The organism is Putridiphycobacter roseus, from assembly GCF_003234935.1.
Lineage (GTDB): Bacteria > Bacteroidota > Bacteroidia > Flavobacteriales_D > Crocinitomicaceae > Putridiphycobacter > Putridiphycobacter roseus.
Genome location: NZ_QKSB01000002.1, coordinates 1 through 15559, shown reverse-complemented (window position 1 = coordinate 15559; position 15559 = coordinate 1). Strand labels below are relative to the sequence as shown.

Sequence of the window (15559 nt, the reverse complement as noted above, 5' to 3'; positions counted from 1 at the left end):
GATAGTTGTAAACATTTAACTAATAATGAATTTTTGAAACAATTTAATTTTAAAATATCATTTTTGTTTTTACTGATTTTTATCGTAATTACAAATATTTCTGTCGCGCAAACAACCGAAGAGATAAGAAAACAGGCGGATGAACTATTTAAAACCGAAGCTTTTCTGGAGGCTACGCCACTTTATTTGCAGTTGTTAAATGTGGAGCCACGTAACCATGAATTGAACTTCAAATATGGCGCATGCTTAATTTATAGCGCACAAGATAAAACAGAAGCGATTCGTTTTCTAAGTTTTTCAGTTAAAAATCCAAGTATTGATAAGTTGGCTTACTTCTATATGGGTAAAGCCTATCATTTGAATTTTCAGTTTACTAATGCATTGACTTATTATGCAAAGTTTGAAGCCGTCGCTTCTCCAGGAGAAAGAAAAAAATACAATATCACAGCGAATCTAAATGCTTGTGAAAATGGAAAAAAATTACTCTCCAATATCACAGATATGATTGTATTGGATAAAGTAGAAGTGAAAAAAGAAGATTTTTATGAACTTTATAAATTAAATAATATTGGTGGTAATCTATTGATAACAGATCAGTTTCAATCCAAACTTGACAAAAAAAATGGGCATAGACCAATTATTTATTTTCCAGATGACTCCCCTTATATATTCTATTCTAGTTATGGAAATGATGAATCTACAGGTCTCGATATTTTTGTAAAACAAAAATTACCAAACGGTAAATGGACAGATGCTATAAAAGTGGTAGGGGATGTTAACACAGAAGAAGACGAAGATTATCCTTATTTGAGTCCAGATGGAAAGTTCTTGTATTTTTCCTCTAAAGGGCACAACTCCATGGGAGGGTATGATGTTTTTAAAAGTAAAGTGATTATTGAAGGTGCTTCTTTTGCAACGCCAAAAAACATGGATTTTGCCATTTCTTCTCCGAATGATGATATTTTATACATTGTAGATAGCCTAGATAGAATGGCTTATTTTTCCTCTGCAAGAGAAAGCCAATATGGTAAATTGTTCGTCTATAATGTTCGAGTAGAAAAAGTACCATTGGAAATGATGGTCTTAAAAGGGGAATTTAAAAATACTATCAACCCAGGTAATCGTGAATTAACCGTTGAAATTAAAAGATTTGGTTCTGATGAAACAGTAGGTACATTTAAGTCTGCAGCAGGGAATGGTAGTATTCTTCTTACGGTGCCAAAAAGTGGGAAATATAATTTTGATTTATCTGTAAACGGCAGTAATATTATTCACAGAGCCGAAGTGACAGTGCCTTATTTAAAAGAGTTTCGCCCATTAAAATTAGCAATCACGCATCAATACGATAAAGCTGAGCAAGAAACAATGCTGGTGAAAACTTTATTTGATGAAAGATTTGAAGATCCAACAGCCGTAATGTCTGAAGTGTATCAAGCACTTTCTAAATTAAATCCTAACGCTAATCAATACGATTTAGATTCTTTAGATAAAATAAGAAATTCGGATAAAATATTTACAGACGTTGGATTGGATGTTTATGCAACACCTGCGGATGTAGAAGATCTTATTAATCGATCCATTGCAGATATAGAAAAAGAAAATGAACAATTGATAGAAAATTCTAATGTCGCTCATCATCTAGCGGCAGCAAAAAGTGAGGCCGCGAAAGAAAAATTATTAGCCGTAAAAGAAATGGTAGAGAAAGCTTTACTAATAGAAGATTCAGCATTAAAGAATAAAAAATTAACGGAGGCTTATAAAATTAATAAAGCTGCAACCAAATTAAACCAAGAAGCAGAAGTTACGATAAACCTAGGATTGGAAATTGAAAAACAGAAAAAAGAAAATGATAAAAGTTTAGTCGAAAATAAGAAAACTTTAACTGCGGTTAAGTCAGTTTCGCAAGATGATAGAATGGCATTTACCAAGTTTGTAGAAGATAATGCTAATGCAATTAGTCAAATAAATGAACGCTCTAGTGAGGACTTTTTTAATGAGATAGTAAAAGAAGGAAATGAAAAGTCAAAAAGTCTAAATGAAATAAATGCTTCTATTTCTGAATTACGTCTCCGAGAGGAACAATTAATGAAAGATGCTGCTCGTTTAAAAGAAACTTTGGCAAATACTAAAAAGAAAAAAGAAAAGGCCGAAATTGAAAGCCAAATTCAATCTGTAGAAAGTGAAAAAGATATCATTCAATCTGAGATTATTAAAGAGGAAGGAAAATTAGATAGATTTAATGAGCAGGATCAAATGGCAATTGCAATGGTCAATGCAACTAATGATATTAAAAGTGAAGATAATCGTACTGCTGAAAACCTAGCGCAAATATCTTCTACCCAAAAACTGAAAATTGGACTGGATTTAAAAAACAGCTCCTTTTTAAACGATCAGGAAGCAGTTAATGATGTGTTTAAGGAAAATCAAATTAATGGGGAGTATGCAGATTTAAATGGACTTAATGAATCTGCCATCATTGCGAGTGATTATAGATCAGTGCAAGAGGTAGAAATAAAAATTGCAGCTTTGAATGAAAAATTGATGCAAACCGATAGTGAAACGGAAAAAGAGAAAATTGTCAAAGACATTGAAAAATTAAATGCCATTGCCTTAGCATTGGAAGAACAAGAAGCAACCGCAAATAATCAGACAACGGATAATGATAATCAAACAGCTGATGTGGATAATCAATCGGCTTTAGACAATGATGTAAATTCGGATTCTACTGTAATGGACATGAATAAAATTACGGTTTCGGATATTTTTCCCGAATATGGGGATAGAAAAAATAGCATAGCCCAGATAAAGGAAGCAAAAGAAAAGAATAAATCTGAGATTGCTTTAGAGGAGCAATTACTTAGTTTAATTGAAAAACAAATTAAAGAAAAGGAGAAAGCTTACGCCAAAGACAATACCAATTTGGTATTGCCAGAAGAAATTAGTCAACTTAAAGAATTAGAAGTCCAAACGCAAGAAAATAGAATACGTATTGTTAATACGGCCGAATCGGTAGATCCTGTGAATGGAGAAGAAACAATTGAATTTACCTATAAGGATGCCATAGATAAGGCAAATCCAAATTATGCATCAAGAGCTGAAGCAATTTATAATTCCTCTAATTCGGATGAGGATAAATCAAATGAAATAAAAAGCTTAAATGCCGCAACCTTGGCGAATGCAAATGAACAGTTACAAGAAGTAGAAGCGCAATTGAATAATGCACCGAATGATGCTAATTTATTAAATGAAAAAACGCAATTGACTAGGTTGGTAAATGAATTGCAATCTAGTAACGCTATTCCAATCATTGAAATTGAAAAACCAAATACGGAAACGGTACAGGTTACGAAATCGGAGGTGACTACCAGTGATTTTATGCCAAACTATGAAACGGATATCGCTAAAATTGATCGCTCAAATATAAATCAGATTGATAAAGAGAAAGCCAAATTAAATTTAAATCAATCTTTATCGAATAAAATAACGAATGAAATTGATTTCATTACAAGTGACCCTATTAAGTCTAAAGATAAAATAGCATTAAAAAGAATTGAAAATTTACAAATGCTAAATAATATCATAGAAGAAGAAATTAATATTAGTAAGGACTTAATAGATAAAATTGTAGCGGAGAATCCAAAATTAAAAAACTCCGTGGAATCTATTTCGCCTAACTATACTTCAAGTTCCTATGAAATTAATAATTTAAATAGTGATGATGAAAAAATACGGGCCATCCAAAAATTAAATGAACAAGCCATTCAAGATTTAGAAGATAAAATTGTAAAAACAAAAATGCAGAATACCGCAAATCCACGTCCAGAATTAAATTATGAAATAGAAGAATTAGTCGCTTTGAAGAAAGAGATACAAAATAATTTTGATAAAGATTATTATGGTGTGGTGATTCTAGAAGGAGAAGAAGCATTAACAGACATTAAAGGAATACAAAAGTTAGAAGATTTGGTGCCGGAATATGAGGATGAAATTCAAGCAATTGATGATAACGCTGTGTCAAGTAAAGATTTAGAAAGAAAAAAAGCAGCGTATAATGAAGAAGTTTTAGCAGATGTAAAATATGAAATTAGAAGGTTAAATAATGGATTAAATAGTACGCCTGAAAATAAAAAACAAATTCAGAAAAGAATAGCCAGTTTAGAAATTATTGAAGCTGACCTAGCTGAAAAAGTAAATGTTAGTAAAGCAAAAGTGGGAGATGATTTGATCAACTATAATATATTGGTAGATGTGGAAGATGTGAATCCTGATTACCTATTAGAAATTGAGAAAATCAATGCACTTGAAGATGAAGTTGAACAAGCGGAAGAGGTAAAAAAATTAAACAAAGAGTCTGTAAAATTGATTGATGAAAAAATAGAATCGATTAAAAAAGATATAGATGAAAATGGAGAAGACAAAAGAAAAACGCTTTTAATTCAAAAGTATGAACAACTAAAAGCCATTATTGATGCAAATCCTGACCTACCAGTTAAAGGAAAATTAAGTCAATTTGACGAAATAGCCGTAAATGAAGCAATTGATAACGACTCTACACAAAATTCGACAACAGGTAAAACGGAAGATGTCGCTTTTCCTGTTATTTATGGCGCAGTAACTATCGAAGACGTAAGTCCAAACTATTCTGCAGAAATGGATAGCATTCAAAATTCTGAAAAGCCCCAATTAGTAATAGAACAAGACAAGATAAATCTATATGAAAAAACATTGAATAAAATAGAGTTAGAAGTTAAAGAGTTGGAAACTTATTTAAGAATTGACTCCCCTAATAAAGAATATGCAACACAAAAAATTTCAAATCTAAATGATTTAAAATCGGTTATTGAACAAGAGAAAGCAAATAGTGAAGCAGCAATAGTGGACCTTGAAACTCCTTCTGAAGTTTTTGTTCAAATTGATGATATCATGCCTGACTATGATTCAAGAAAAGAAAAAATTGAATACGCTTCCAATTCTACAACGGAAAAATTAGAGAAAACTGTAGAGTTAAATAGGGTGGTGATTTTTGAGATTGAAAAGGAAATAGCGAAACAAAAGCAAATAATTAAAGATAATCCAACGGCAGAGTACGAAGCAAATGAAAATATTGAAAATTTAACAGTATTACAAGATGCTATGGGCGTTGAAGTTGAAAATAACTTACGCATGTTAAATGCAATAAGTGATGCTCCGGAGGAGGATGGACAAGAGCAAATGGGAATGTTTGAACCATTGAATCCGGATAATTTTGGAGAACAATTAGATCCTGATCAAATTGTCTTGATTAAAAAAGATGTAAAATTGATTGAAGATTTTGAAAAAGATATCTCTCGCTTAGAAAGAAAAAAATTAAGGGCTAGCGAAGGAGAGTTAGGTAAAATTGAAAAAGATATTTTAAAAGCAAAAACTAAACAAGCGATATTACATAATCGTTTAATAACAGATTTAGAAGGTGTAATTGATGAGAAGTTATGGCTTACTTTGGAAGAAAGTAAATCAAATTCAATTTATACAAAAGGGGAAAGCATAGTCAATGAAGAAATTCGAAATGCAGAAGAAGCCATTGTTATTGCAAAAGCAAAAATCGAACAAGCCAAAGCATTAAGAAAAGAAGCAAATGAAATTAAAAATCCTATTTTGGCGAATGATTTATTCAAAAAAGCTTCCAAATTAGAGTTTGAAGCGCAAAATATGCTGAATACTGCAAGTACGACCTTTAAAACTGCTGTAGTTATTTCCGAATTAACAACTTCCGACTTAGTAATTGTTTCCGTAGATAAGAACATAGATAATAGAGCTTCTTCTAAATTATACGACTTGGCTAATGACTTGGATCGAGAAGCACAATTGTTAGAAACTCAGTCTTCGTACTTAACAGACTCTGTTCAAACAGTGAAGAAAAAATACCGAGCAGCTATTTTGGAACAAGTAGAGAGAAATGAGAAAAAAGAAACTGAATTAAGGGTTAAAGCTGACGATTTAAGATATAAAGCCGGTGAAATTGAGGTTAAAGAACAAGAAGTGATCACTAAGTTGCCAGAGAATATTAATAAAAATGTATCCAATACCGATCAACTTGCGGTTTTAAAAACAGATGTTTATGCTACTTATTTCGATAAAATTGATGGCGGGAATAAGGATTTAGAAAAAGCAACTGAAATTGAAATTCAAATTAATGAGCTAAAGGAAAAGGCGAGTAAGATAATTAGAATGGCTATTGTAGAAGGAGAAGATGTTAGTGCGGAAAACATTCGTGATGAGGAAGAGGTGTCCACTATTATTGAAGAAATTGAATCTTTAAAAAAATCTCAATTGCAATATAAAGATGCTGCCATTACAAAATTTACCAGTGCAAATGTAATATTGGATAACGCTAACGCTAGTGCAAACTTAAAAGAAAATATGATGGTAATGGCTTCCGCAGGTACCAGTCCAGAAACAAAAATTGAGTTAACTGCAGAAGATATAACCACCGATAATTTAACTTTAAACACGATTGGTGAAAATGGGAATAATGTAGACACGGATAGTACGGTATTAAATGAAGCATCTTCAGATTATATTCCACCGAGTAAATTAAATGGTCAAATTTTCAGAAAAACGGACCGTTCTGTTTATTCAAAGGACAACCCAATTCCAGTAAATGCAAAACAACCTGAAGGTTTAGTATATAAAGTACAAGTAGGTGCATTTAGAAATCCTTTGCCTCCAGAGTATTTTAATAAATTTGCTCCAGTTTCAGGTCAAGTTATTCAAACAGGAGTTACGCGATATATGGTGGGGTACTTTACTAATTTCGTCCCTGCGAATGAGGCTAAAACTGAAATTCATGGAATAGGGAATTATAATGATGCGTTTGTGGTTGCTTATTTAAATGGAGAGAGAATTTCTATTGCAAAAGCAAGAAGTATTGAAGAAAGCGGTATAATACCTGGGATTGATACACCAATTATTGCTATACAAGATAATGGAGGTAATAATGATGGAAATACCACTTTAACTGAAAACGATAATATAAATAAGGAGCAAAATAAAGTGCAAAATGATAATTTAAAGGAAAATATAAGTGATCAGGTTACTGGTAAAACGGATGACATTTTGATTAGACCAAAATCTGCCTATGAAATTGAAAAGGCTAGTTATTATACTTCTGTAAAAAATGCTGCACCTGCAAATCAAGTAGAGATAATTGAAGGATTATTTTATACTGTGCAAATTGGTGTATATAGCCAACCAGTTGCTGCAATAGAATTATTTAATGTATCTCCTTTAAATAGTCAATTAACGAAAAGTGGTAAAATTCGATATTCAACAGGTATTTATACCGAGCTTAATAAGGCGACTGAAAGAAAAAATCAATTGGTAGAAATTGGAATTGTAGACGCCTTTGTGACTGCTTATTTTAAAGGAGATCGAATTGCTATCGGAGATGCTAAAACATTAATAGCTGAAAAAGGAGAAGAAATACTTACAAAAGGAGCTTCAGTAAGTGAAGTGAATGCTGTTCAGCAGACTAGATACAATAAAAGTAATGTGTATTATAGAATTTTAATCGGAAAGTATATTAATACTGTACCTAGTAATGTAGCAAATTACCTTTTTAATGATGATAATATCTATTTCGATACGGAGATAGATGCAGACAATAGTGTTTATTTATATACACAAAAGTTCTTTACGATTTCTGAAGTCAAAAAACGTTTGGTAGAGATTAACGAGTTAGGATTTGAAAATATGAAAATTATATCTTTCTATAATATTCAAGTTATTCCGTTTAATGAAGCAAATAAAATATTGAATGATGAACCAATTGATGAATTAACAGAGTACGATTCTTTTGAAGGTATTGATGTAAATGATATTTTTTATGAGGCGGATGCAATTTATTATCGTGTGAATGTCGGAACTTATAACGGGGTAGTACCTAATGACATCCAAAATAAATTAAACACTTTGAGTAAAATTAACATTGAACAAGAAACATTAGAGACAGGAGAACTGTTGATTCATACAGAAAATTTAAATACTTTTGTAGAAGCTAAAGAACAAATGGAAGAAATTAAAGCTGCTGGATTGAATAATCTTGAAATTGTAGCATTTCATAAATATGTTCAGATTAGTGTAGAAAAAGCATTAGAAATTAAAGGCAAATAAAATGGAGGAAACAGAAGTACTAGAGGTCGTAAAGAAAGAAGCCGTTAAAAAAGAGGAAAACTCATTAGTAATTTATAATGATGACATAAATACGTTTGATCATGTAATTGATTCTTTAGTGAAGGTATGTAAGCATGAAATGGTTCAAGCAGAACAATGTACTTGGATTATACATTATAATGGTAAGTGTGCTGTTAAAAATGGAAATTTTAAAATTTTAAAGCCAATGAAAGACGCTTTGAATGAAAGAGGAATTAATTCAAAAATTCATTAAAAATATAGTGTAGAAGTAAAATAATATATTACTTTTGCACTCCAAATAATTGGCCTCGTAGTTCAACTGAATAGAATACCACATTACGGCTGTGGCGGTTGCAGGTTTGAATCCTGCCGAGGTCACTAAGAAAACAAAACTCAGCACTTTAGTGCTGGGTTTTTTTCGTTTTAGCACCTTCCCAAACAAAGTTTGAGGAAGTGATAAAAAGAAAACAAACCAAATCAATGAAATTGATGTGTTTTGTTTTCGGAATTCGGAGCTCAAAGGATCAAGCGCAAAGCGCTTAATCTGTCTCAAAAATATTAAATCCAACCGAACGCAGTTCGCCCACCAAACAAATCAGTAGCAAAGCGCAGCGAGCGTCTCCTCATTCTATACCGAACCGAACGCAGTTCGCCCACCAAACAAATCAGTAGCAAAGCGAAGCGAGCGTCTTCTCATTCTCTACCCAACCGAACGCAGTTCGCCCACCCACCAAATCAGTAGCAAAGCGAAGCGAGCGTCTTCTCATTCTCTTGCTCCAACCGAACGCAGTTCGGCCACCAAACAAATCAGTAGCAAAGCGAAGCGAGCGTCTTCTCATTCTCTTGCTCCAACCGAACGCAGTTCGGCCACCAAACAAATCAGTAGCAAAGCGAAGCGAGCGTCTCCTCATTCTCTTCCCAATCGAACGCAGTTCGTCCACCCACTAAAAAAGCAGCAAAGCGAAGCGAGCGTCTCCTCATTCTCTACCCAATCGAACGCAGTTCGCCCTCCACTAAATCAGTAGCAAAGCGCAGCGAGCGTCTCCTCATTCTCATGCCCAACCGAACGCAGTTCGCCCCCCACCAAATCAGCAGCAAAGCGCAGCGAGCATCTTCTCATTCCACAATTCAAAATGCTTGCACATTTAAGATAGATTAACCTCAGTTAGTATTTCTAAGAATTTAACAATACTTATAGCTCTAAATTCTATAATTTAACAATCAATAAGTACATTTAAGTCGCTTCATTAAAAAAATAGAATTCGCCAATTATTAAAAAAAACAAAATATATTCAAACAGTAAGCCTTACTTTTGATAATACTAAATGCAACCAAATAAAATACAGTTATGTTAACTTGGAATGATATTATAAAATTTACAATGCAAGGAAATCCAACTCCCGATAGAAGGGTCGAGAAAACAGAGGAGGAGTGGAAAGCATTATTAACACCGGAACAATTTCGAATAGCAAGAATGAAAGGAACAGAACCTCCGGGTACAGGTGATTTATGTCACGCACATGAAGCAGGAAAGTACAATTGTGTCTGTTGTGCTACTCCTTTATTTGATTCGACCATTAAATTTAGTTCTGGTACTGGTTGGCCTAGTTTTACCCAACCGATTAAAAGGAATGCAATCAAATACCATAAAGATACCACCCATGGGATGGTCAGAGTAGAGGTGATGTGTAATACTTGTGATTGTCATTTAGGGCATGTTTTTCCTGACGGTCCTGAACCTAGTGGGTTAAGATATTGTGTGAATTCTGAATCTATGAAGTTAGATAAAGTAGTAGCATGAGTCTTTTTTCGTTAATTCATACATAAAAAGTAAACCATGAGCAATTTAAAACACGATAAAGATTCCAAACGGTTCATATTGCAATTAGAAGAGGATCAAAAAGCATTTATTGAATATGAAATTATAGATAACAAGTATTATCTGACCTACTCAGAGGTTCCAACTTCGTTAAGGGGACGAGGTGTGGGAAAAGAGCTGGTCGAGAAAACATTTGAAATTTTGACTGAAGATGGCCTGAAAGTAAAAGCCATATGTGGGTATATTAAAGTTATTGCTATGCGAAGTGAAAAATGGAAGCATATAATTGAATACTAATTAAAATGATTAAAAGGCATATGGTTTCATCAAAAATTGAGGTTATTTACACCTGTGTTCTAAAGGTCGTTTCGGTTCATGAATCTTAAGAATCTCCTTAAAATCAATAAACAAATAAAATGATAGATTTTATACATTTAAAAAACACGAAAACTTTTTCTAAAATGTTACCAGCGGATGTTTCGGAAGTAAATATTCCAAGACAAGTCGTAAATGCCGGTTTTTCCTTTGTAAATCCTAAAAAAACAAAGGCCGCGGAATGGGTCCATAAAAATTCGGTTTTAATGAATGAATTAGGTATAGACTTTAAATCCGATCAAGAAGCGCTTCAAATTTTAAGTGGGAATAAATCATTTTCAGATTTTAAATCATATGCCATGTGTTATGGAGGCCATCAATTTGGTCATTGGGCTGGACAACTTGGTGATGGAAGAGCAATAAATATTGCCGAAATTGATTTAAATAATCAAAATTGGAAACTGCAATTGAAAGGTGCTGGCCCAACGCCTTATTCAAGAACTGCTGATGGATTAGCTGTTTTAAGATCTTCTATCCGAGAATATTTATGTAGTGAGGCTATGTTTCACTTAAATGTTCCAACAACTAGAGCCCTTTCTATAGTAAAGACTGGTAATATGGTCACTAGAGACATGCTATATGATGGAAATCCAAAAGAAGAGATTGGAGCTGTGGTTAGTAGAATGGCACCGTCTTTTATTCGATTTGGAAATTTTGAAATATTTGCCGCCCGAGAAGATTTGGAAAACTTGCGACATTTAGCAGACTATACCATCAAAAGTCATTTTACAAATATTAAAACTACTGGTAAAGAAAAATACCTTGCCTTTTTTAGTCAGGTTGCAAGTAAAACTAAGGAAATGATGCTGCATTGGCAAAGAGTCGGTTTTGTGCACGGTGTAATGAATACAGATAATATGTCAATTTTAGGATTGACGATTGATTACGGTCCTTACGGTTGGTTGGAAAATTATGATCCAGGATGGACACCAAATACTACAGATCGCCAACATAAAAGATACCGATTCGGAAATCAACCCAACATTGCGCTTTGGAATTTAACTAGACTAGCAAATGCACTTTATCCGTTAGTGAATGAAGTTGATCCATTGGAAAAAATACTTTTAGAGTTTAGAGATGAGTTTCAAATTGAATACACTCAAATGATGTTAGAAAAACTAGGCCTATATCAAATGAATGAAGTGGATGAAAACTTTGTACCTGACTTAAATGCCTTGATGGAAAAATCCAGCCTAGATTTTACGATTTTCTTTCGAGAATTTTCCACAATTAAAGAATTAAACTTTGAATTGTATTGGGAAAGTATTGTTAAATCCTCCTACCTTGAAGAAAATGAATTGGTAAAACAATCAAAAGCATGGCAAAAATGGCTGGATAAATATTTTTTATGCTTAAAAAATGAAAGTATTGCAATTGTAAAACGACAAAAAAATATGCAAGCAATTAATCCAAAATATGTTTTAAGAAATTATATGGCACAAATTGCGATTGATGCTGCAGAAGAAAATGACTACAGCGTATTAAATGAATTGTTCGAATTATTGAAAAATCCTTATGAAGAACAACCAGAAATGAAAAAATGGTATAGCAAAAGACCGGAATGGGCTAACCATAAAGTTGGATGCGCCATGTTGTCTTGTAGTTCTTAATTTTTTAGGTGATGAAACAATATTCAAATCAAACAGCAATAAAGGAATTGAGTCATTTTAACCTCGATTGATAGATTACCGTAGATGTAATACATAAATGAATCGAATTTGAAAACTTTATCAATGCTTTTACCTTTTTAACTCAAGTGACTTTGATTGCTGAATTCGCGAAATCATCCTCTAAAAATTATGGACGAGTACAAGAAGGTAAGTATTTCATTTTATTCACATGAAAGGAAAGGAATTACGGAGTTTGATTTTGAAATAGTATATGCCATAAACAAATTGATAAAAAAATGAAGATAATAGCTTTTGCAGGAAGTAATAGTAAAAAGTCAATCAATAAAGAGCTTGTAACTTATGTTGCTCACCTTTTTGAAGGACATGAAATTGAAGTTTTGGATTTAAATGACTTTCCATTACCTATTTTTGGCGTAGACCTAGAGGCTGAAATTGGAATACCATCTATTGTCACTGATTTTGCAAGTAAAATTTCATCCGCTGATTTTATCGTGTGTTCATTGGCGGAAAATAATGGTTCTTACAACGCAGCGTTTAAAAATTTATACGATTGGGTCTCTAGAATTCCGAATAGAAAAGTATTTGATGATAAACCATTGTTGTTAATGGCAACCTCTCCTGGTGGAAGAGGAGGGCAAAGTGTTTTGTCAGCTGCTTCTGAAAGGTTTCCAAGAGATGGCGCGCAATTGTTAGGATGCTTTTCTTTGCCAAATTTTAATGAAAACTTCAACCCAACTAAAGGTATTCTAGACCATACCTTATTAAAGGAACTAAAACAAACATTAACAGAAGTAAATAACCAACTAAAAAAATAAAATGAAAAAAGCAACATGGAATGGCGTTGTAATTGCCGAAAGTGAAGATACAGTTAATATTGAAGGTAACCATTACTTTCCAATCAGTAGTATTAATAAGGAGTATTTTGAATTAAATGAAACGCACTCGAATTGTCCTTGGAAAGGAATCGCATCTTATTATAATGTGGTAGTAGATGGAAAAGTAAATAAAGATGCTGCGTGGTTTTATCCTACTCCGAGCGAATTAGCAAGATCAATTAAGGATAGAGTCGCTTTTTGGAAGGGAGTAATTGTTGAGTAATCACCAAAAAATAGGATTAGGGGGTGGCTGCCATTGGTGTACCGAAGGCGTTTTTCACGCTTTGATTGGGGTAAACAAAGTAGAGCAGGGATGGATAAGTAGTGCAAAACCCAATGAAGCTTTTTCTGAAGGAGTCATTGTACATTTCGATTCAAGTATTATTTCACTCGAAACATTAATCGAAATTCATTTACATACTCATGCCGCGACTTCAAATCATAAAATGCGGAAAAAATACCGTTCAGCTATATATTTTTTCAACGAAAACCAACAAATTACCATTGCTAAAAGTTTAACTGACCTAGAGTCAACTTTTCCAAAGCCCATTATTACGTTGGTTTTGCAATTTGTAGATTTCAGACTAAATAAAGAAGAACAATTGAACTACTTTTTATCAAAACCAAATCAACCTTTTTGCATAACCTATATTCACCCTAAATTGACTTTATTAAGGAATGAATACAGTAACTATGTCAATCATCAGAAATTAAAATCATTAAACGTATAACTTTTATGAATACTCAAAATTTAACTATTCCTACAATAAACGGTCATAACTTGTCCGCGAAACTTGAACTACCAGCTGATGGCATCATTCAACAATATGCAATCTTTGCACATTGTTTTACTTGTAATAGTAATTTAGGAGTGGTGCGCCATATCAGCCGAGAATTGACTTCAAGAGGAATAGGAGTACTTCGTTTTGATTTTACAGGTCTAGGTAAAAGTGAAGGTGAGTTTGAGAATACAAACTTTTCAAATAATGTGAGTGATTTATTAGCGGTCAATCAATACCTATCTGATAATTATAAAGCACCACAGCTATTAGTCGGCCATTCATTAGGTGGTACCGCGGTCCTTACAGCTGCTTTTCATCTGCCTTTAGTTAAATGTGTCGCAACTATTGGTTCTCCAGCCCAACCCGATCATATTAAAAAGTTGTTGAATTATGATAAATCTAAGTTTGAATCAACAAATTCATTTGAAGCCAATATTGGAGGCAGACCTTTTACTATTCAAAAACAATTTATCGAAGATGTTGAAGCAAGTGATTTATTAGGGAAGATTAAAACCTTGAATAAAGCAGTACTTTTTCTCCATTCTCCTCAAGATACAATTGTTGGTGTTGAAAATGCTGCCAATTTATTCCATCATGCGTTTCACCCTAAAAGTTTTGTCAGTTTAGATGGAGCAGATCATTTACTGTCAAAAAAGGAAGACGCTTTGTATGTTGCTGATGTCATTGGTTCATGGGCGAGCAGATATATAGATGTTAATAAAGAAGGAAAAAAGAAATTGAGTACTGAAGGAGAGCAAGTAGTGGTTCACTTAAACTTAGAAGATAATTTTACCAGTCAAGTTTTCACAAACAAACATCACTTTATTGCAGACGAACCAAAAGAGGTTGGGGGAGACGATTTGGGACCTTCTCCATATGAATTGCTAAACTCAGCTATTGGTGCTTGTACGGTTATGACCTTGAAATTATACGCTGAGCGAAAGCAATGGGACCTGAAAGAAGTATTTGTATACCTTTCTTATGCTAAAAAACATGCTTCAGAGTTAAATATAGACACAGAAGAGATGGGCAAGTTAGATTTCATTGAGAAAAAAATTAAACTAATAGGTAACTTGGACGAAAGCCAAAGATTAAAACTATTGGAAATCGCCTCAAAGTGTCCAGTGCACAAAACGCTTTCTAATAAGGTGCATTTTCAAACTTCGGAAGTTTCATAGGATATATTATATATGGAAGGAGAAATTTTAAAGTCCATAATAAGGTCTTGTGATGCCTGCAAAGACCATTTACCTTTTGAACCTAATCCTGTTTTTTCTTTTACAAAGTCTAGTAAAATAGTTATTATAGGACAAGCTCCGGGTAGAAAAGTTCATGAATCAAATATCCCATGGGATGATTTAAGTGGGAAAAAGCTGCGGTCTTGGCTTGGTGTCAATGAAGAACAGTTTTATAATCCTTCAAATTTTGCAATTATTCCAATGGCTTTTTGTTATCCAGGCAAAGGAAAGACCGGAGATTTACCTCCAAGTAAAGTATGTGCTCCTTTATGGCACAAACAAATTAACTCCTATATATTAAATACTGAATTGACTATTCTAGTTGGAGCACATGCGCAACAGTACTATCTTAAAGGGAAAAAGAGAAAAAACCTAACAGAAACAGTACGAAACTATCATGAATTTCTCCCTGATTTTTTTCCTATTGTACACCCGTCGCCATTAAATTTCAGATGGCACGCTAAAAATGAATGGTTTGAGCATGACGTTTTACCTTCTTTATACGATAGGGTTCACAGTATATTAAAAGTCTAAGGTTAGTTGAAAATTTTCACACCACGTTTACAGGAGCTTAACGTTAATTATATATTTATTTCACAATTAATTTAGAAAAGGCATTGTCAAGTAAAAAAAGAGGTGTATCTTTGCGCCCCCAAACGAGGGTAAA

11 protein-coding genes and 1 tRNA gene are annotated in these 15559 nt (G+C 33.2%); all 12 read left to right on the top strand.

Annotated elements, in window-relative coordinates; genetic code table 11:
* Positions 1–63 precede the first annotated feature (63 nt).
* On the top strand, positions 64–8151 hold the full coding sequence (locus DNU06_RS03815; RefSeq protein ID WP_111061905.1) for a PD40 domain-containing protein: 8088 nt from the start codon (positions 64–66) through the stop codon (positions 8149–8151).
* Position 8152: 1 nt separating this feature from the next.
* A complete protein-coding gene (locus DNU06_RS03810; protein ID WP_111061904.1) occupies positions 8153–8425 on the top strand; it encodes an ATP-dependent Clp protease adaptor ClpS in 273 nt (90 codons plus the stop codon).
* Positions 8426–8476: 51 nt separating this feature from the next.
* Positions 8477–8550, top strand: a tRNA-Arg gene (locus tag DNU06_RS03805).
* Positions 8551–9520: 970 nt separating this feature from the next.
* Positions 9521–9973, top strand: a complete 453-nt coding sequence (gene msrB / locus DNU06_RS03800) for a peptide-methionine (R)-S-oxide reductase MsrB (RefSeq protein WP_111061903.1) — start codon at positions 9521–9523, stop codon at positions 9971–9973.
* A 36-nt stretch (positions 9974–10009) separates the two neighbouring features.
* Positions 10010–10288, top strand: coding sequence for a GNAT family N-acetyltransferase (locus DNU06_RS03795; protein ID WP_111061902.1), 279 nt, complete (start codon positions 10010–10012; stop codon positions 10286–10288).
* A gap of 119 nt (positions 10289–10407) precedes the next feature.
* Positions 10408–11976 (top strand): protein adenylyltransferase SelO, encoded by a 1569-nt coding sequence (locus tag DNU06_RS03790; RefSeq protein ID WP_111061901.1) that lies wholly within the window; start codon positions 10408–10410, stop codon positions 11974–11976.
* A 156-nt stretch (positions 11977–12132) separates the two neighbouring features.
* Positions 12133–12276 (top strand): 4a-hydroxytetrahydrobiopterin dehydratase, encoded by a 144-nt coding sequence (locus DNU06_RS18180; protein ID WP_379659517.1) that lies wholly within the window; start codon positions 12133–12135, stop codon positions 12274–12276.
* The gene (locus tag DNU06_RS03780; protein WP_111061899.1) at positions 12273–12812 is read left to right on the top strand and encodes an NADPH-dependent FMN reductase; all 540 of its coding nucleotides are present in this window, start codon (positions 12273–12275) and stop codon (positions 12810–12812) included. Before DNU06_RS18180 ends, DNU06_RS03780 begins: the two co-directional genes overlap by 4 nt.
* A gap of 1 nt (position 12813) precedes the next feature.
* Complete coding sequence (locus DNU06_RS03775; RefSeq protein WP_111061898.1) at positions 12814–13095, top strand: DUF427 domain-containing protein; 282 nt, start codon at positions 12814–12816, stop codon at positions 13093–13095.
* The gene (locus tag DNU06_RS03770) at positions 13088–13603 is read left to right on the top strand and encodes a peptide-methionine (S)-S-oxide reductase (protein WP_111061897.1); all 516 of its coding nucleotides are present in this window, start codon (positions 13088–13090) and stop codon (positions 13601–13603) included. The genes DNU06_RS03775 and DNU06_RS03770 overlap by 8 nt, the downstream gene beginning before the upstream one ends.
* Before the next feature lie 5 nt (positions 13604–13608).
* Positions 13609–14832 (top strand): bifunctional alpha/beta hydrolase/OsmC family protein, encoded by a 1224-nt coding sequence (locus tag DNU06_RS03765; RefSeq protein WP_111061896.1) that lies wholly within the window; start codon positions 13609–13611, stop codon positions 14830–14832.
* 12 nt (positions 14833–14844) lie between these two features.
* Positions 14845–15426, top strand: a complete 582-nt coding sequence (locus tag DNU06_RS03760) for a uracil-DNA glycosylase family protein (protein ID WP_111061895.1) — start codon at positions 14845–14847, stop codon at positions 15424–15426.
* Positions 15427–15559 lie beyond the last annotated feature (133 nt).